This window comes from Streptomyces sp. NPDC126503, from assembly GCF_040302405.1.
Taxonomy (GTDB): Bacteria; Actinomycetota; Actinomycetes; order Streptomycetales; family Streptomycetaceae; genus Streptomyces; species Streptomyces gulbargensis.
On the sequence record NZ_JBEORS010000001.1, the window covers coordinates 248,463 to 266,678 of the forward strand.

Here is an 18,216-nt window from a genome sequence, read left to right on the forward strand (position 1 = left end):
GGGGCCCGCGCCGCTACGCGTACTGGGCGATCTGGATCAGGTTGCCGCAGGTGTCGTCGAGGACGGCCGTGGTGACCGGGCCCATCTCCGTGGGTTCCTGGGTGAAGCGGACGCCGAGCGCGCGCAGCCGCTCGAACTCGGCCCGTACGTCGTCCACGGCGAAGGAGGTCACCGGGATGCCGTCCTCGGCGAGCGCCGTCTGGTACGGCTTCACGGCGGGGTGGGCGTCCGGCTCCAGCACCAGTTCGGTGCCGTCGGGGTCCTCGGGCGAGACGACGGTCAGCCAGCGGTGCTCGCCGAGCGGGACCTCGGTCTTCTTCACGAAGCCGAGGACGTCGGTGTAGAAGCGCAGGGCCTTGTCCTGGTCGTCGACAAAGACGCTGGTCAGGTGGATCCTCATGGGGTGTTCTCCGGCGCGTCGGGCCTGAGCCATCGGGTCATGATGCGCTCGAGCGGTGCGGTGTTCAGGTCGTGGAACTTGTAGCGGCCCTCGCGCCGGGTACGGACCAGGTCCGCGGCTTCCAGGACGGCGAGGTGCTGGCTGATCGCCTGCCGGGACAGGCCGAGGCCGTGCCGGGTCGAGAGCCGGGCGCATATCTCGAACAGGGACTGGCCGTCCCGGTCCGCCAGCTCGTCGAGGATGCGCCGGCGGGTGGGGTCGGCCAGTGCCTTGAAGACGTCGTCGGCCATGCCTCCACCATAGGCAAGCGTTCACTTGCATGACAAGTCGACGGGCCCGGCCCGCGGAAGTCCTCCTGGGCGGCGGTCAGCTCCAGCGGCCGGTCCTCCCCAGCACCAGCGCCGTGGCCGCCGTCCCCGCCGTGGAGGTGCGCAGCACGCTGCGGCCCAGCCGGTACGGCTTCGCGCCCGCCGCCTCGAAGACGGCCAGCTCCTCCGGGGACACCCCGCCCTCGGGCCCGACGACCAGCACGATCGACCCCTTCGCGGGCAGCTCGGCGGTGGCGAGCGCCTCGCTCGGGTGATCGCGGTCCTCGTGCAGGACGCCCGCGAAGTCGGCCTCGGCGAGCAGCGCGGCCACCTGCTTGGTGGTCATCGCTCCCGCCACCTCGGGGAAGCGGGTGCGGCGGGACTGCTTGCCCGCCTCGCGCGCGGTGGAACGCCACTTGCCGAGCGCCTTCTCGCCCCGGTCGCCCTTCCACTGGGTGATGCAGCGGGAGGCGGCCCAGGGGACGATCGCGTCCACCCCCGTCTCGGTCATGGTCTCGACGGCCAGCTCGCCCCGGTCGCCCTTGGGCAGGGCCTGGACGACGGTGACGCGCGGCTCCTCCTCCGGGTCCTCGCGCACCGGCGAGAGCTCCACGGTCAGCCGGTCCTTGCCCTCCGCCGCGAGGACCACGCCCTCGGCCCAGCGGCCCCGCCCGTCCGTCAGGACCACGCCCTCCCCGGCGCGCAGCCGCTTCACGGAGACGGCGTGCCGGCCCTCGGGCCCGTCCAGGACGCACTGCCGGGTGTCGGGGAGGGGGTCGACGACGAAGACGGGGGCGGTCATGAGGAGCTCCTGGGAACGTGGGCGCCGGCGAGGCCGGTGAGAGCGGTGTCGAGTTCGGCGGCGAGGACCTCCACCAGGTCCCCGGCGGGCAGCTCGCGGGCGAGCCGGTGGCCCTGTCCGGCCCACAGGGCCATGCCCTGGGCGTCCCCGGCCGTCGCGGCGGCCTTGCGCAGGGGGGCGGTGAGGTGGTGGACCTCGGGGTAGGCGGCGGGGGCGTACGGCCCGTGCTCGCGGACGAAGCGGTTGACCAGCCCGCGCGCCGGGCGCCCCGAGAAGGCCCGGGTGAGTTCGGTGCGGTGGAACAGCGGGTCGGTCAGGGCCCGCTTGTGCAACGGGTGGGCGCCGGACTCGGGGCAGACGAGGAAAGCGGTGCCGAGCTGCGCGGCGACGGCGCCGGCGGCGAGGACGGCCGCGATCTGCGCGCCGCGCATGATGCCGCCGGCGGCGACCATCGGCAGCCCGACGGCCTCGCGGACCAGGGTGAGGAGGGTGAGCAGGCCGGTGCCGGGCGGGCCCTCGCCGGCCGGGTCGTCGCGGTACGTGCCCTGGTGGCCGCCCGCCTCGACACCCTGGACGCAGACGGCGTCGGCGCCCGCGCGCTCGGCGGCGAGGGCCTCGTCGGCGGAGGTGACGGTGACGACCGTGTACGTACCGGCCCGCGCGAAGGCCTGGAGCGTCTCGGGGGCGGGGCAGCCGAAGGTGAAGGAGACGACGGGGACGGGGTCCTCCAGGAGGATGGCCAGCTTGGCGTCGTAGAAGTCGTCACCGCTGTCGTCGGTGTCGCCGAGCACCGTGTCGTACCAGGTGGCCTCGCCGGCCAGCTGGTGCCGGTAGATCCCGACGGCGGCCGGGTCACCGGGCCGCCCGGTCTGCGGCATGAAGACGTTCACGCCGAAGGGCCGCGAGGTCAGCCCGCGGACCCGCTTGATCTCCTGGTAGAGCCCGCCGGCGGTCTTGTAGCCGCCGGCGAGGAAGCCGAGCGCCCCGGCCTCGCAGACGGCCCCGACGAGCTCGGGACAGGAGGCGCCACCCGCCATGGGGGCCTGCACGATCGGGAACCGGGAGAGATCGTTCAGTGCGGTGGTGGACATACGGGCATCGTGTCATGCCCCGGGCGCCCCACCGGAGAAGGGCGAGGCCCCCGGAGGCGCCGCCCGGCCGCACGGACGGGGGCGCGCCACCACGATGTGCCGGACGGGCCGGACGGGAGCGCCCACCGCGACGCGCCGGACCGCACGGAAAAGGGGCGGCGCGGTGCGCCGCCCCTTCGGTCCGTCCGGGTCAGCGCCCGTTGAACGCGTCCTTCAGCCGCGAGAACAGCCCCTGCTGGCCCGGCTGGAACTGGCCGGTCGGCCGCTCCTCACCGCGCAGCTTCGCCAGCTCCCGCAGCAGCCGCTCCTGCTCCGCGTCGAGCTTGCTCGGCGTCTGCACCTCGACGTGGACGATGAGGTCGCCGCGCCCGTTGCCGCGCAGGTGCGTGACGCCCCGGCCGTGCAGCGGGATCGACTGGCCGGACTGGGTGCCGGGCCGGATGTCGACCTCCTCCACCCCGTCCAGGGTCTGCAGCGGCACCTTCGTGCCGAGCGCGCCCGCCGTCATCGGGATCGTCACCGTGCAGTGCAGGTCGTCCCCGCGCCGCTGGAACGTCTCGTGCGGGGTCTCGTGGATCTCGACGTACAGGTCGCCCGCGGGGCCGCCGCCGGGGCCGACCTCGCCCTCGCCCGCGAGCTGGATGCGGGTGCCGTTGTCGACACCGGCCGGGATCTTGACCGTGAGCGTGCGGCGGGAGCGGACCCGGCCGTCACCCGCGCACTCGGGGCACGGGGTCGGGACGACGGTCCCGAAGCCCTGGCACTGGGGGCAGGGCCGCGAGGTCATGACCTGGCCGAGGAAGGACCGGGTGACCTGGGAGACCTCACCGCGGCCGCGGCACATGTCACAGGTCTGCGCGGACGTGCCGGGGGCCGCGCCCTCGCCCGAGCAGGTGGTGCAGACGACGGCCGTGTCGACCTGGATGTCCTTCGTGGTGCCGAAGGCCGCCTCGTTGAGGTCGATCTCCAGGCGGATCATGGCGTCCTGGCCCCGGCGGGTCCGCGAGCGCGGCCCGCGCTGCGAGGCCGTGCCGAAGAACGCGTCCATGATGTCGGAGAAGTTGCCGAAGCCACCGGCCCCGAAGCCGCCCGCGCCGCCTCCGCCGGAGGAGGACAGCGGATCGCCGCCCAGGTCGTAGACCTGCTTCTTCTGCGGATCCGAGAGGACCTCGTAGGCCGCGTTGATCTCCTTGAACCGCTCCTGCGTCTTCGGGTCCGGATTCACGTCCGGGTGAAGCTCGCGGGCCAGGCGGCGGAAGGCCTTCTTGATCTCGTCCTGGGACGCGTCTCGGCGCACGCCGAGTACGGCGTAATAGTCCGTGGCCACTTACGACTCCGCCAGGATCTGTCCGACGTAACGTGCCACTGCGCGTACCGCTCCCATCGTTCCGGGGTAGTCCATGCGGGTCGGTCCGACCACGCCGAGCTTGGCGACTGCTTCGCCGCCCGAACCGTAGCCGACCGAGACGACGGACGTGGAGTTCAGTCCTTCATGGGCGTTCTCGTGCCCGATGCGTACGGTCATGCCCGATTCCTTCGCCTCGCCGAGCAGCTTGAGGAGCACGACGTGCTCCTCCAGAGCCTCCAGGACGGGCCTGATCGTCAGGGGGAAGTCATGACCGAAGCGGGTGAGATTGGCGGTGCCGCCGATCACCAGCCGCTCCTCCTGCTCCTCCACGAGCGTTTCGAGGAGGGTGGCGAGCACGGTCGAGACCGTGGCCCGGTCCTCCGACTCCTCGAAGGATTCCGGGAGGTCCTGCACCAGCTGCGGCACGTCGGCGAACCGGCGGCCGACGACCCGGCTGTTGAGCCGGGCCCGCAGGTCGGCGAGGGAGGTCTCGCCGAAGGGGGCGGGGCAGTCGATCACCCGCTGCTCGACCCGGCCGGTGTCCGTGATCAGGACCAGCATCAGGCGGGCCGGGGCCAGCGAGAGCAGCTCCACGTGCCGCACGGTCGAACGGGTCAGCGAGGGGTACTGGACGACGGCGACCTGACGGGTGAGCTGCGCGAGCAGCCGTACCGTGCGGCCCACGACGTCGTCCAGGTCGACCGCGCCGTCCAGGAAGTTGTGGATGGCGCGCCGCTCCGGGGTGGACAGCGGCTTGACGCCGGCCAGCCGGTCGACGAAGAGGCGATAGCCCTTGTCGGTGGGGATGCGCCCGGCACTGGTGTGCGGCTGGGCGATGTAGCCCTCCTCCTCCAGCACCGCCATGTCGTTGCGCACGGTGGCGGGCGAGACGCCGAGCTTGTGGCGTTCGGTGAGCGCCTTGGAGCCGACGGGCTCCTCCGTGCCGACATAGTCCTGGACGATGGCGCGGAGCACCTCGAGTCTGCGTTCGCTGAGCATGCGCACACCTCCAGCTGTGGTCGTTCCGGTTGCTCCGCATTTGGCACTCGCCCTGTTCGAGTGCCAGGAATCCCCGGCCAGTGTACGGCCGGGCCGGTCGCTCCTGGCAAGGAGGCCGAACCGCTAGCGTCTCGGTATGGACGCGAGGGACATCGACTGGACGGCGCGGGGATGGGAACGGCTCGCCGACGGCGTGGGCCGGCGGCGGCTGCCGGGATGGGACGCCACGGCGGGCCTGGTGGTGGGAGAACGGGGCGTACTGCTGTACGACACGGGCTCCTCGCTCGCCGAGGGCGCGTCCCTGCGCGCCGACGCGCGGGCGCTGACGGGCGGCCGGGACGTGACGCACATCGCACTCAGTCATCCCCATTTCGACCATGTGCTCGGCACCGCGGCCTTCCCCGGGGCCGAGGTCTTCGGGGCGGTCGGCTCGGACCGTCTGCTGGCGGGCGAGCGGGCGGCCCGGGAGATGCGCGGGGACGCGGTACGGCACGGTCTCGACGCGCGGGCGGCACAGGAGGCGGCCGGGGCGCTGGTGGCCCCGGGGCACCTGGTGAGCGGCGAGTGGACGCTCGACCTGGGCGGGCGCCAGGTGCTCCTGGCCAATGTGGGACCGGGTCACACGGGGCACGACCTGGCCCTGTTCGTGCCGGGCGAGCGCGAGACCGTGTTCTGCGGCGACCTGGTGGAGGAGTCCGGTGAGCCGCAGGCCGGGCCGGACGCGATCCCCTCCCGCTGGCCGGACGCCCTGGACCGGCTGCTCGCGCTCGGGGGCGAGGACGCGCTGTACGTGCCCGGGCACGGGGCGGTGGTGGACGCCGCCTTCGTCCGACGCCAGCGCGCGGAACTGGCACGGCGCTTCTCCGTCGCCTAACGTCCGGTCAATGCGCAGCTACAACCCGGATCTGACGCCCCCGTGGAAGAAGCAGGCCCCGGTGCCCGAGGTGCCGGCCGAACGCGACCTGGTCGTGGAGGAGGTCACGACCGGCTTCTGCGGGGCGGTGATCCGCTGCGAGGTCGGCACGGTCACGCTGGAGGACCGGTTCGGCAAGCACCGGGTCTTCCCGCTGGAGCCGCGCGGCTTCCTCCTGGAGGGGAAGGCCGTCACTCTGGTCAGGCCGTCGGCCGCCGCTCCTTCCCGGCCCGCCCGCACCGCCTCCGGCTCGATCGCGGTCCCCGGCGCGCGGGCCCGGGTGGCCCGCGCGGGCCGCATCTACGTGGAGGGCCGGCACGACGCCGAGCTGGTCGAGCGGGTGTGGGGCGACGACCTGCGGATCGAGGGCGTCGTGGTGGAGTACCTGGAGGGCGTCGACGACCTCCCGGAGATCGTCGACGCGTTCGGCCCCGGCACGGACGCCCGCCTCGGCGTCCTGGTCGACCACCTCGTCCCCGGCTCCAAGGAGCACCGCATCGCGGCCCGGGTGACCTCGCCGCACGTACTGGTGGTGGGCCACCCGTACATCGACGTCTGGCAGGCCGTGAAGCCCTCCTCCGTGGGCATCCCCGCCTGGCCCGCCGTCCCGCGCGGCCAGGACTGGAAGACGGGCGTCTGCCGCGCCCTCGGCTGGCCCTCCGACAACACGGGCGCTGCCTGGCGCCACATTCTCTCCAAGGTCCACTCCTACAAGGACCTGGAGCCGGCGCTCCTGGGCCGCGTGGAGGAACTGATCGACTTCGTGACGGCGCCGTAGCGGGGGCGCCTTGTCGTGGGCGTACCTCCCGCACGGCCGGACGGGTGGGCACACGGGCACGCCGAGTCACCCCGTTGTGGGCATACGCCCCGCAGGGGCCGGACGGGTGGGCACAAGGGGCGGAGGCGCGGGCGCGGACGGCGCGGGCCCGCACGGAACGCGGCGCGCGGCGTCAGTCCACCAGGTCCCGGACCACCGCGTCCGCGAGCAGCCGGCCCCGCAGCGTCAGCACCGCCCGCCCCGCCGCGTACGCCCGGTCCTCCAGGAGCCCGTCCGAAAGGGCCTTCCGCGAAGCGGCCAGGCCGGCGGGCCGCAGCAGCTCCAGCGGGCACCCCTCCCGGAGCCGCAGCTCCAGCAGGACGCGCTCGACGCGCCGGTCCTCGTCGATGAGGACCTCGCGTCCGGCGCCCGGGGACTTCCCGGCGCCCAGGGCCGCCGCGTACGCCCCGGGGTGCTTCACGTTCCACCACCGCACCCCGCCGACGTGCGAGTGCGCGCCCGGCCCGGCGCCCCACCAGTCGGCGCCGCGCCAGTAGAGCTCGTTGTGGAGGCAGCGGCCGGCGTCGGAGGTGGCCCAGTTGGAGACCTCGTACCAGGAGAAACCGGCCCGGGAGAGCACGTCCTCGGCGATGAGGTAGCGGTCGGCGTGCACGTCGTCGTCGGTCATGGGCACCTCGCCGCGCCGGATGCGGCGCGCGAGCTGCGTGCCCTCCTCGACGATGAGGGCGTAGGCGCTGACGTGGTCGGGTCCGGCGCCGATCGCCGCTTCCAGCGAGGCCCGCCAGTCGTCGTCGGACTCCCCCGGCGTGCCGTAGATGAGGTCGAGGTTGACGTGCTCGAAGCCCGCCGCCCGCGCCTCGGCGACGCACGCCTCGGGCCGGCCGGGGGTGTGCGTGCGGTCGAGGACCTTCAGGACGTGCTGCCGGGCGCTCTGCATGCCGAAGGAGACGCGGTTGAAGCCGCCGGCGCGCAGCTCGGCCAGGTACTCCCGGTCCACCGATTCCGGGTTGGCCTCGGTGGTGATCTCGGCGTCGTCGGCGAGCCCGAACTCCTCGCGGACCACGCCCAGCATCCGGACGAGGTCGCCGGCCGCGAGCAGCGTGGGCGTGCCGCCGCCGACGAAGACGGTCCGTACCGGCCGGGGGTCGTCGCCGAGGACCTTCCGGGCGAGGCGGATCTCCTCGGCGACCTGGCCGGCGTAGTTGTCGCGGGAGGCGAGCACGCCGCCCTCGCCGCGCAGCTCGCTCGCGGTGTAGGTGTTGAAGTCGCAGTAACCGCACCGCGTGGCGCAGTACGGCACGTGCAGATAGAACCCGAGCGGACGCTCCCCGGCCCCTTCCAGGGCGCGTGCGGGCAGCGCCCCGTCCTCGGGCATGGGCTCACCATCGGGCAGTACGGAAGGCATGGGGTCCATTGTCCCGTACCGCCCGGGTGAACGGTCGCCGCGCGGATCAGGCCTCGCGCGACCCGGCGTACATCTCCTCGATGAGGTCCTTGTAGGCCCGCTCGACGACCGGGCGCTTGAGCTTCAGGGAGGGGGTGAGCTCACCGTGCTCGATGTCCAGGTCGCGCGGCAGGAGACGGAACTTCTTGATCGTCTGCCAGCGCTGGAGGTTCTCGTTGAGGCGGTCGACGTACCCCTGGACCATCTTCTCGGTCTGCGGGGCGGCGACGACCTCGGCGTACGTCTTGCCGGCGAGGCCGTGCTCGGCGGCCCAGCCGAGGAGGGTGGGCTCGTCGAGGGCGATGAGCGCGGTGCAGTAGTTCCGGTCGGCGCCGTGGACGAGGATGTTGGAGACGAACGGGCAGACGGCCTTGAACTGGCCCTCCACCTCGGCCGGCGCGATGTACTTGCCGCCGGAGGTCTTGATCAGGTCCTTCTTGCGGTCGGTGATCTTCAGGTAGCCGTCGGCGGAGAGTTCGCCGATGTCGCCGGTGTGGAACCAGCCGTCGGACTCCAGGACCTCGGCCGTCTTCTCGGGCAGGCCGTGGTAGCCCTCCATGATGCCGGGGCCGCGCAGCAGGATCTCGCCGTCGTCGGCGATGCGGACCTCGGTGCCGGGCAGCGGCTTGCCGACGGTGCCCGTGCGGTAGGCCTCGCCCGGGTTCACGAAGGAGGCGGCGGAGGACTCGGTGAGGCCGTAGCCCTCCAGGATGTGGATGCCGGCGCCGGAGAAGAAGTAGCCGATCTCGGGGGCGAGGGCGGCGGAGCCGGAGATGCAGGCGCGCAGGTTGCCGCCGAAGGCCTCGCGGATCTTGGCGTAGACGAGCGCGTCGGCGACCTTGTGCTTGGCGGTGAGGCCGAAGGGCGCGGAGGCGGTACCGGTGCGGCGGAAGTTGTCCTGGGTGACCTTGGCGTACTCGCGCGACACGCCGGCCGCCCACTGGAAGATCTTGTACTTGGCGCCGCCGCCCGCCCGGGCCTTGGCGGCGACCCCGTTGTAGACCTTCTCGAAGATGCGGGGGACGGCCGCCATGTAGGTCGGCTGGACCACCGGCAGGTTCTCGATGATCTTGTCGACACGGCCGTCGACGGCGGTGACGTGGCCGACCTCGATCTGTCCGGAGGTGAGGACCTTGCCGAAGACGTGCGCGAGCGGCAGCCAGAGGTACTGGACGTCCTCCTGCGTGACGAGACCCGTGGCGGCGATGGCCTTGGCCATGTACGACCAGTTGTCGTGCGGGAGGCGGACGCCCTTGGGGCGGCCGGTGGTGCCGGAGGTGTAGATGAGGGTGGCGAGCTGCCCGGAGGTGATCGCGGCGACCCGCTCCTTGACCGCCTCGGGGTGCTTCTCCAGGTAGGCGGCGCCGCGCGCCTCCAGCTCGGCGAGGGTGAGCACCCAGTCGTCGGAGGTGTCCGCGCCCTCGGGGTCGATGACGACCACGTGGTGCAGGCCGGGCAGGTCGGCGCGGCGCTCGACGGCCTTGGCGAGCTGGGCGGCGTTCTCCGCGATGAGGACCTTCGACTCGGAGTCGGAGAGGATGAAGGCCGACTCCTCGGCGTTGGTCTGCGGGTAGACCGTGGTGGTGGCCGCGCCCGCGCACATGACGCCGAGGTCCGCGAGGATCCACTCGACGCGGGTGGAGGAGGCGAGGGCCACGCGCTCCTCGGGCTGCACGCCGAGATCGACGAGGCCGGCGGCGATGGCGTAGACCCGCCGGGCGGCCTGGCCCCAGCTGAGCGACTTCCAGTCGTCGGGCCCCTGGCCGGAGGCGGCGGGCACCGGATAGCGGTAGGCCTCCGCGTCGGGAGTCCGCTCGACGCGCTCAAGGAAGAGGGTCGCCACGGACGGCGGCCGGTTCTCGATCAGGGTCTGTGTGTCGCTCACGACGTCCTCCGGGCGGCGGCGGGGCCTACGGGTGGTGCGTAACTAACTGGCGAGTAACCTTCGAACCGGCTTCAGGGTAGAGGCCGGAAAGCCGTCACGTAAGGGTCTGCGGATAACGAACGGGCCCACGTGCCGTGCGCACGTGGGCCCATTCGGTGCATAAGGCAGTTACCCGGGGGCGACTACTTCTTGCCCTTGCCGGAGGACTCGTCACTCGACAGGACGGCGATGAAGGCTTCCTGCGGCACCTCGACGGAGCCGACCATCTTCATGCGCTTCTTGCCCTCCTTCTGCTTCTCCAGCAGCTTCCGCTTACGGGAGATGTCACCGCCGTAGCACTTGGCGAGGACGTCCTTGCGGATGGCGCGGATGGTCTCGCGGGCGATGACCCGGGAGCCGATGGCGGCCTGGATGGGCACCTCGAAGGCCTGCCGGGGGATGAGCTCGCGCAGCTTGGCGACGAGCCGCACACCGTAGGCGTACGCGGCGTCCTTGTGGGTGATCGCCGAGAAGGCGTCCACCTTGTCGCCGTGCAGGAGGATGTCCACCTTCACCAGGCTGGAGGACTGCTCGCCGGTGGGCTCGTAGTCGAGGGAGGCGTACCCGCGCGTCTTCGACTTCAGCTGGTCGAAGAAATCGAAGACGATCTCGGCGAGGGGCAGGGTGTAGCGGATCTCCACCCGGTCCTCGGAGAGGTAGTCCATGCCGATGAGGGTGCCCCGGCGGTTCTGGCACAGCTCCATGATCGAGCCGATGAACTCACTGGGCGCGAGGATCGTGGCGCGGACGACCGGCTCGTACACCTCGCTGATCTTGCCCTCGGGGAACTCGCTCGGGTTGGTGACCGTGTGCTCGCTGCCGTCCTCCATGACCACGCGGTAGACCACGTTGGGGGCGGTGGCGATCAGGTCGAGCCCGAACTCGCGCTCCAGGCGCTCGCGGATCACGTCGAGGTGGAGCAGCCCGAGGAAGCCGACGCGGAAGCCGAAGCCGAGCGCGGCGGAGGTCTCCGGCTCGTAGACCAGCGCGGCGTCGTTGAGCTGGAGCTTGTCGAGCGCGTCGCGCAGCTCCGGATAGTCCGAGCCGTCCAGCGGGTACAGGCCGGAGAAGACCATCGGCTTCGGGTCCTTGTAGCCGCCGAGGGCCTCGGTGGCGCCCTTGGCCTGCGAGGTGATCGTGTCACCGACCTTGGACTGGCGGACGTCCTTCACGCCGGTGATGAGGTAGCCCACCTCACCGACGCCGAGGCCGTCGGCCGGCAGCATCTCGGGCGAGTTGGTGCCGATCTCCAGCAGTTCGTGGGTCGCGCCGGTCGACATCATCCGGATGCGCTCGCGCTTGTTCAGCTGCCCGTCGATCACTCGTACGTACGTCACCACGCCGCGGTACGAGTCGTAGACCGAGTCGAAGATCATCGCGCGGGCGGGGGCGTCCGCGTTGCCGACCGGGGCCGGAACGTCCCTGACCACGCGGTCGAGCAGCGCCTCGACGCCCATGCCGGTCTTGGCCGAGACCTTGAGGACGTCCTCCGGCTGGCAGCCGATGAGGTTCGCCAGCTCCTCGGAGAACTTCTCCGGCTGCGCGGCCGGCAGGTCGATCTTGTTCAGTACGGGAACGATGGTGAGGTCGTTCTCCATCGCCAGGTACAGGTTGGCGAGGGTCTGCGCCTCGATGCCCTGGGCCGCGTCCACGAGGAGGATCGTGCCCTCGCAGGCCGCGAGCGACCGCGAGACCTCGTAGGTGAAGTCGACGTGCCCGGGGGTGTCGATCATGTTCAGGATGTGCGTCCTGGACTGATCGGGCCCCTCGGTCGGCGCCCACGGCAGCCGGACCGCCTGGGACTTGATCGTGATGCCGCGCTCACGCTCGATGTCCATCCGGTCGAGGTACTGGGCGCGCATCTGCCGCTGGTCGACCACACCGGTCAGCTGGAGCATCCGGTCGGCGAGCGTGGACTTGCCGTGGTCGATGTGCGCGATGATGCAGAAGTTGCGGATCAGAGCCGGGTCGGTTCGGCTCGGCTCGGGCACGTTGGTAGGAGTCGCGGGCACGCAGGGTTCTCGTCTCGGGCGATGTTCAGAACGGATACGTAGGCTCCATGGTCCCATGCCCGCCGCCCGACGCCCGGTTTGGGCGGGCCGGAGGGCTGCTGATACCGTGGACAGCTGTGTCTCGTGTGCCCTCTCCTGGGGGTGCCTCCCGTGCCCGGAGGGCTACGGGGGAGTGGCACATCCTGAAGAAACATCGAACCTGTAAAGGCTCTTTCAGTGGCGAACATCAAGTCCCAGATCAAGCGGAACAAGACCAACGAGAAGGCGCGCCTGCGCAACAAGGCCGTCAAGTCGTCGCTCAAGACCGCGATCCGCAAGGCCCGTGAGGCTGTCGCCGCCGGCGACCTCGAGAAGGCCACCGTGGCCGCCCGTGCCGCCTCGCGTCAGCTCGACAAGGCTGTCTCGAAGGGTGTCATCCACAAGAACGCCGCCGCCAACAAGAAGTCGGCGCTGGCGGTCAAGGTCGCTTCCCTTCAGGGCTGAGCTCTGATCTAACGCTCCACCGGCCGCACGGGACCCAGCGGACCCTCTCTACCGCTCCCACCCGGCCCCCCGGACCCGCACGCGAGACGCGTTCGCCACGCGTGTGCGAGCCCACATCACGACGACGAAGGCCCCGCCTCCCCCTTCCCCAGGGGGACCGGGGCCTTCGTCGTGTCCGGGGCCCGGGGGAGGAGACCGAGCCCGGCGCTGCTGGGGGGCGGGGCGCGGCCTGGCGGGGGGCTGGGGGGCGGGCTGGCGGAGGCTGGGCGGGAGGCCCCGTGGGGCGGGCCGTCCCGGCGGGAGGGTTGGGCGGAGACCGGCCGGGGTCGGGCGGCTAGGAGAGGACGGGGGCTCGGGTCGGCCTGGCGAGGGGCTGGGCGCGGGCGGCCGGGGTCGGGCGGCCTGAAGGCCAGGCACACGACCCCGGCCGCGCACCCGGCATCGGTCATCGGCCCAGCCACCCACCAGCCCCCGGCAGGGTTTCGGGAAGGGGCGGGGTGGGGGAAACGCGCCGGCGGAGGACCGGGCCCGCGCCCCCACGACACCGTCCCGCTAGCGCCGTGCCCTCGCCGCGCGGGCCACCGCGACGACCGCCTTTTCCAGGGCGTACTCGGGATCGTCCCCGCCCCCCTTCACGCCCGCGTCCGCCTCCGCGACGGCCCGCATCGCCTGGGCGACGCCGTCGGGGGTCCAGCCCCGCATCTGCTGCCGGACGCGGTCGATCTTCCAGGGCGGCATGCCCAGCTCCCGGGCGAGGTCCGCCGGCCGCATGCCCCGGGCGGAGGAGAGCTTGCCGATGGCCCGGACGCCCTGGGCGAGCGCGCTGGTGATGAGGACGGGTGCCACGCCGGTGGACAGGGACCAGCGCAGGGCCTCCAGGGCCTCCGCGGCCCGGCCCTCGACGGCGCGGTCGGCGACGGTGAAGGAGGAGGCCTCGGCGCGCCCGGTGTAGTAGCGCGCGACGACCGCCTCGTCGACGGTCCCGTCGACGTCGGCGGTGAGCTGGGCGACGGCGGAGGCAAGCTCCCGCAGGTCACTGCCGATGGCGTCCACGAGCGCCTGGCACGCCTCGGGCGTGGCCGCCCGCCCGAGCCGCCGGAACTCCTGCCGTACGAACGTCAGCCGCTCCGCCGGTTTCGTCGTCTTCGGGCACGCGACCTCCCGCGCCCCGGCCTTGCGCGCCGCGTCGAGCAGCCCCTTGCCCTTGGCGCCGCCCGCGTGGAGGAGGACGAGGGTGATGTCCTCGACGGGCGCGTCCAGGTAGGCCTTGAGGTCCTTGACCGTCTCCGCCGAGAGGTCCTGGGCGTTGCGCACGACCAGCACCTTGCGTTCGGCGAACAGCGAGGGGCTGGTGAGCTCCATGAGGGACCCGGGCTGGAGCTGGTCGGGCGTGAGGTCGCGTACGTCCGTGTCGGCGTCCGCGGCGCGGGCGGCCGCGACCACTTCCTGGACGGCGCGGTCGAGGAGCAGGTCCTCCTGTCCCACGGCGAGCGTCACGGGGCCGAGGAGGTCGTCGGGGGATGTCTTTCTGGTGGCCATCGCCCTTCAGCATCCCATGGGCCACTGACAACCGGGGCCGCGCGGGGCGGGAGAATGGCGGGGTGAGTGAACGACACGTACTGGTACTGCCCGACCGGGACGCGGCCGAGGAGGTCGCGCAGGAGCTGCCGGACCGTTTCGGCGTCGGAGAGGAGCCTCAGCTGGTCCGGGACGCGCTGGCCGGGGAGGACGACGCCGAGGACGCGCAGTGGCTGGTGGTGGTCGAGGATCCGGAGGGCCGGCTCGACCCGGCGGCCCTGGACGCCCTGGCCGCCGAGTACGAGGGGTGGCTCGAAGCCCCGTAGGGGTTCGCCGCCCCGCCGCCCGCGCGGGTCAGGCGTAGGCGTGCGCCGGGGCCTCGTCGGGGGCCGCCGTGCCGGTCTTGGGCAGGATCTGGACGTCCAGGTCGATGCTGATGCTGGAGCCGACGGCGGCGATCCCGCGGGCGAGGAGCGTCTGCCAGGTGAGGGTGAAGTCCTCGCGGTGCAGCTCGGTGGTGGCCCGGCAGGCGCCGCGGGTCTCCCCCTCCAGGCCGTTGCCGACGCCGAGGTACTGCGTGTCGAGGGTCACGGTGCGGCTCACTCCGTGGAGGGTGAGCGCGCCGGTGACGGCCCAGCGGCTGCCGCCCCGGTGGACGAAGCGGTCGCTGTAGAACTCGATCGTGGGGTAGGCGCCGGCCTCCAGGAAGTCGGCGGAACGCAGGTGGTCGTCGCGCATCCGGACCCCGGTGTCGATGGAGGCGGCGTCGATGACGACGTGCATCGCGGAGTGCTCCATGCGGTCGGCGATCCGGAGGGCGCCGGCGAAGGTGTTGAACCGTCCGTGGATCCGGGCGAGGCCGATGTGGCGGGCGGTGAAGCCGATCTGCGAGTGCAGCGGGTCGATCTCCCAGTCGCCGGGTTCGGGGAGCCGGGGCTGCGGCGCGATCTGGAGGAGCACGTCACCGAGGCCGGCGTGCCGGCCCTCGGTGACGACGGCGGTGCGGTGGTACGGGGTGTAGCCGTCGGAGGTGACGGCGAGCCGGTACTCGCCGGCGGGCACGGTGGCGAGGACGGTGCCGTACGGGTCGGTCTCGCCGCCCAGGACCTTGCGCCCGGCCGTGTCGCTGAGGGTGAACTCGGCCTGCCGTACCGGTTCGTGCACGGGGTCGAGCACCCGGCAGCTCAGCACGCCCGCCGAGGCGGGTACGGCGAGGCCGGCGAGCGGACCGCCGCGCGCGGCACCGGCCCCACGCTTTCCGAACAGACCACCGAACATCCTTCACGCACCCCCGTGCGACTCGTTCACCATGCGACGACGTGGCATTCGATCACCGTTGAGGTGTTCGAGGCAAACGGGGCAAGTGTTACCGAGGGTCCGTTTTAGGGAGTCCGGTTCTTTACGGCCGGATTCCTCACCACCGGAAGCGCGTCCAGCACGATCCCGAAGAGGTCCCGGTACGCCGTGCGGATCTCCTCCTCCCCGTGGAGTTCCCGCTCGGTCCGCCGTCCGTCGGCCCGGGTGATCAGCTTGGTGCCGCTGAGGGTCACCCGGCCGTCCTCGGTGAGCCGCGAGCACACGAGGGAACCCGTGAAGTGCGAAGCGGGCGACGTCTGGTGGTACCAGGCACCGGCGGCGAAGTCGGCGAGTTCGCGCGGGCGCGTCTCCAGCCGGTACTGCGGCTTTCCGTCGTGGAGCACGTCCAGGTCGCCCTCGGCCGTGTCCCGTACGAGGAAGGTCCCGGCCGGGTCCTTCTGCTCGCCGCGCTCGTCGCAGGCGAGCGGGTGGTGGCTGTGCTCGCCGAAGCCGACGTCCGCGAGCCACCGCCGCCCGTCCTCCGTCACGACGAGGAGCGCCATGTGGTCGTACGGGATGCCGGGCCGCCCCGCCGGGTCGAAGACGCGCCCCTGGAGGAGGGAGACCTGGAAGCCGAGTGACCGCAGGAGCGCGGCGAACGCGGTGTTGACCTCGTAGCAGAAGCCGCCCCTGCCCCTCCGCACCACTTTGTCGACCAGCGCCGTCTCGTCCAGGACGACGGGTTCGCCGAGGTGGATCGAGAGGTTCTCGAAGGGGACGCCGCGCAGGTGGCGCACCTGGAGGTCGCGCAGGGCGTCGGCGTCGGCGCGGTCGGGCCGGTCCGCCCCGATGCGGCGCAGGTACGCGTCGACGGTGGCGGCCGGCAGGAGGGCGGTCCGGGCCTCGTGGGCCCCGGTCGGCTGTGCGGGGGACGGGGTGGGTCCGGCCCCGGTCTGCTGAGTGGTCATGCGGCCAGTCTGCCCGACCCGGGATCTCATGCGACGGGCGCCGGTTCCCTTTCCCTGGTGGGGAGTTCGCGCATTCTGGCGAGCGGTGAGGGCAGGATCCACAGCACGGCGAGAACGGCTCCGACGGTGGCGATCCACAGCGTCGGCCGCAGACCCAGGACGGAGCCGAGCAGGCCGCCGGCGAGTGCGCCGACCGGACGGAACCCGTGGTTGAGCGTACGGAAGGCGCCCATGACCCGGGCCCGGATCGCGTCGGGTATCACCGCCATCTGGACCGAGCCGTTGGCGATGTCCACGAGCATGACACCCACGCAGGAAAGGAACTCCGCGACGAACAGCAGGCCGACGACCAGTGGGAACGGGCCCTCGGCCAGGGGTATGAGGACGAGCGGCGTGGTGAAGCCGAGGAACCCGGCGACGATCGAGGGCCCGATGCCGATCCTGCGGACCACCGCGCCGCTCACCATGGCACCGAGCAGTCCGCCGACGGCCCCCGCGGCGAGCACCGCGCCCAGCACCCCCGCGCTCAGGCCGAGTTCGGTGGTCGCGTAGAGCACGAAGAGGGTGTGGAACATGTAGTTGAAGAACTGCACGGTGCCGGAGGCCGCGAACATCACCCGCATGGAACGCTCCCGGACCACCCAGCGGAGTCCCTCCGTGAAGTGCCCCTTGCCCGCGGGGGCGGCCGGGGGCTCCTCGGGCTGTATCCGCGCCAGGTATCCGGCCGACACCAGGTAGGTGAGGGCATCGGCCACCAGGGCGAGGGGGGCGGTGAGGAACTGCACGAGCAGGCCGCCGATACCGGGGCCGGCCAGCCAGGACGTCGAACGGCTGCCATTGACCAGCGAGTTGGCCTGTACATAGCGGTCGGCGGGGACGAGGGCGACGAGGATCGTGCTGTTGCAGACCTCGAACAGCACGGTGAGCGCCCCGACCGCGAAGGCCACCACGTACAGCTGGACCAGTGTGAGGGCGTCGAAGGCGTAGGCGACGGGGAGCGTGAGGAGCAGCGCCGCCCGCGCGAGGTCGGCGGTGATCATGACGTGCCGGCGGCGGGCCTGCCGGTCGGCCCAGGCGCCGAGCGGCATGTTGAACAGGAGGGCGGGGAGCAGTTCGGCGGTCTTGAGCCAGCCCATGGATGCGGCGTCCGCGCCGAGGACCAGGACGGCGGCGAGCGGGATGGCGATGAGGGAGATCTGGTCGCCGACGAGGGAGACGGTCTGTCCCGTCCAGTAGCGGCGGAAGGCACGCTCGCGCAGGAGCGCGGGAACGCGGTCGGCGAGGGGCACCTCGGTCACTCCTTCTCGTCGGTGGGGACGTCCTGGTCCAGGTAGGCGATGCGCATGATGCTGACGGGGCGGGCACCCTCCGGCCGGAGCGAACGGTCGCTCTCACGCTCCTCGTAGGGCCGGAGCAGCTCCTCGATCCGCTTCCCGAGGTCGGTCAGCTCCCCTGGCGTGAGGTGGAGCAGGGAGTCGCCGAGCTGTTCGGCCTCACGCCACTCCTTCGGGACGGCGCGCCGGTTCTCCATGGCACGGGTGAACCGCTCGAAGTAGCGCTCGGCGACGGCGGCGCTCAGCGTGTCGGCGGCCTCCGCGACCGTCGGGTCCTCGCTGTACTCCGGCCATTCCGTGTACTGGGCGGTGGCCCGCCAGGGCTTCTGCCGCCCGCGGCCGCCCGGCGCCTCCTCCACGAGGCCGTACTTGGCGAGTATGCGCAGGTGGTAGGAGCAGCTGGCCACGGACTCCCCCGTCAGCGCGGCGGCCCGGGTGGCGGTGAAGGGGCCGTTGCTGCGGAGCAGGCCGACCAGTGTCAGCCGCAGGGGGTGGGCGTAGGCCCGCAGGGCGCGAGGGTCGGTCAGTCGGATGCTGCGGGGCTGCTCCTCCCCGGCGGGGGGCGGGGTGGGGAGGGGTGCGCTGTTCTCCGGCATGA

The 18,216-nt window shown here is 72.3% G+C and carries 18 protein-coding genes; 4 read left to right on the top strand and 14 right to left on the bottom strand.

Annotated features, from left to right (window positions below; translation table 11 throughout):
* Positions 1-13: 13 nt before the first annotated feature.
* From ABTY40_RS01270 to hrcA, 6 genes are all read right to left on the bottom strand, one after another.
* Positions 14-400, bottom strand: a complete 387-nt coding sequence (locus tag ABTY40_RS01270) for a VOC family protein (RefSeq protein WP_352057615.1) — start codon at positions 398-400, stop codon at positions 14-16.
* On the bottom strand, positions 397-690 hold the full coding sequence (locus ABTY40_RS01275) for an ArsR/SmtB family transcription factor (RefSeq protein ID WP_352057616.1): 294 nt from the start codon (positions 688-690) through the stop codon (positions 397-399). The genes ABTY40_RS01270 and ABTY40_RS01275 overlap by 4 nt, the downstream gene beginning before the upstream one ends.
* A gap of 76 nt (positions 691-766) precedes the next feature.
* The gene (locus ABTY40_RS01280) at positions 767-1,510 is read right to left on the bottom strand and encodes a 16S rRNA (uracil(1498)-N(3))-methyltransferase (RefSeq protein ID WP_352057617.1); all 744 of its coding nucleotides are present in this window, start codon (positions 1,508-1,510) and stop codon (positions 767-769) included.
* Entirely contained in the window at positions 1,507-2,601 is a 1,095-nt protein-coding gene (locus ABTY40_RS01285) for a nitronate monooxygenase (RefSeq protein WP_352057618.1), read from the bottom strand. The genes ABTY40_RS01280 and ABTY40_RS01285 overlap by 4 nt, the downstream gene beginning before the upstream one ends.
* A 190-nt stretch (positions 2,602-2,791) precedes the next feature.
* Positions 2,792-3,928 carry a molecular chaperone DnaJ gene (gene dnaJ / locus ABTY40_RS01290; protein ID WP_309049519.1) on the bottom strand — a complete coding sequence of 379 codons (1,137 nt, stop codon included), beginning with the start codon at positions 3,926-3,928 and terminating at the stop codon, positions 2,792-2,794.
* Complete coding sequence (gene hrcA, locus ABTY40_RS01295) at positions 3,929-4,948, bottom strand: heat-inducible transcriptional repressor HrcA (RefSeq protein ID WP_345283339.1); 1,020 nt, start codon at positions 4,946-4,948, stop codon at positions 3,929-3,931.
* Positions 4,949-5,084: 136 nt separating this feature from the next.
* On the opposite strand from hrcA, the gene ABTY40_RS01300 reads away from it, so the two are divergent.
* Positions 5,085-5,822, top strand: a complete 738-nt coding sequence (locus tag ABTY40_RS01300; protein ID WP_352057619.1) for an MBL fold metallo-hydrolase — start codon at positions 5,085-5,087, stop codon at positions 5,820-5,822.
* Between the two features lie 10 nt (positions 5,823-5,832).
* Complete coding sequence (locus ABTY40_RS01305) at positions 5,833-6,639, top strand: DUF3097 domain-containing protein (protein ID WP_352057620.1); 807 nt, start codon at positions 5,833-5,835, stop codon at positions 6,637-6,639.
* Positions 6,640-6,811: 172 nt separating this feature from the next.
* Here ABTY40_RS01305 and hemW read toward each other — a convergent pair whose 3' ends face one another.
* The 3 genes from hemW to lepA form a co-directional block, all read right to left on the bottom strand.
* Positions 6,812-8,053, bottom strand: coding sequence for a radical SAM family heme chaperone HemW (gene hemW, locus ABTY40_RS01310; protein WP_352057621.1), 1,242 nt, complete (start codon positions 8,051-8,053; stop codon positions 6,812-6,814).
* Positions 8,054-8,090: 37 nt separating this feature from the next.
* Entirely contained in the window at positions 8,091-9,968 is a 1,878-nt protein-coding gene (locus ABTY40_RS01315; protein WP_352057622.1) for an AMP-dependent synthetase/ligase, read from the bottom strand.
* A gap of 182 nt (positions 9,969-10,150) precedes the next feature.
* Positions 10,151-12,019 carry a translation elongation factor 4 gene (gene lepA, locus ABTY40_RS01320; protein ID WP_309053868.1) on the bottom strand — a complete coding sequence of 623 codons (1,869 nt, stop codon included), beginning with the start codon at positions 12,017-12,019 and terminating at the stop codon, positions 10,151-10,153.
* Between the two features lie 216 nt (positions 12,020-12,235).
* On the opposite strand from lepA, the gene rpsT reads away from it, so the two are divergent.
* Positions 12,236-12,502 (top strand): 30S ribosomal protein S20, encoded by a 267-nt coding sequence (gene rpsT, locus ABTY40_RS01325; protein WP_043221497.1) that lies wholly within the window; start codon positions 12,236-12,238, stop codon positions 12,500-12,502.
* Between the two features lie 552 nt (positions 12,503-13,054).
* On the opposite strand, the gene holA is transcribed toward rpsT, so the two are convergent.
* Positions 13,055-14,041, bottom strand: coding sequence for a DNA polymerase III subunit delta (gene holA, locus ABTY40_RS01330; RefSeq protein ID WP_352057623.1), 987 nt, complete (start codon positions 14,039-14,041; stop codon positions 13,055-13,057).
* A gap of 62 nt (positions 14,042-14,103) precedes the next feature.
* On the opposite strand from holA, the gene ABTY40_RS01335 reads away from it, so the two are divergent.
* Positions 14,104-14,346 carry a hypothetical protein gene (locus ABTY40_RS01335; protein ID WP_345283322.1) on the top strand — a complete coding sequence of 81 codons (243 nt, stop codon included), beginning with the start codon at positions 14,104-14,106 and terminating at the stop codon, positions 14,344-14,346.
* Between the two features lie 28 nt (positions 14,347-14,374).
* Here the strand turns inward: ABTY40_RS01335 and ABTY40_RS01340 are convergent, their stop codons facing one another.
* The 4 genes from ABTY40_RS01340 to ABTY40_RS01355 form a co-directional block, all read right to left on the bottom strand.
* Complete coding sequence (locus tag ABTY40_RS01340) at positions 14,375-15,298, bottom strand: YceI family protein (RefSeq protein ID WP_352057624.1); 924 nt, start codon at positions 15,296-15,298, stop codon at positions 14,375-14,377.
* Between the two features lie 104 nt (positions 15,299-15,402).
* Complete coding sequence (locus tag ABTY40_RS01345; RefSeq protein WP_352057625.1) at positions 15,403-16,284, bottom strand: arylamine N-acetyltransferase family protein; 882 nt, start codon at positions 16,282-16,284, stop codon at positions 15,403-15,405.
* Between the two features lie 26 nt (positions 16,285-16,310).
* A complete protein-coding gene (locus tag ABTY40_RS01350; protein WP_352057626.1) occupies positions 16,311-17,582 on the bottom strand; it encodes an MFS transporter in 1,272 nt (423 codons plus the stop codon).
* A complete protein-coding gene (locus ABTY40_RS01355; protein ID WP_352057627.1) occupies positions 17,579-18,214 on the bottom strand; it encodes a winged helix-turn-helix domain-containing protein in 636 nt (211 codons plus the stop codon). Before ABTY40_RS01355 ends, ABTY40_RS01350 begins: the two co-directional genes overlap by 4 nt.
* Positions 18,215-18,216 lie beyond the last annotated feature (2 nt).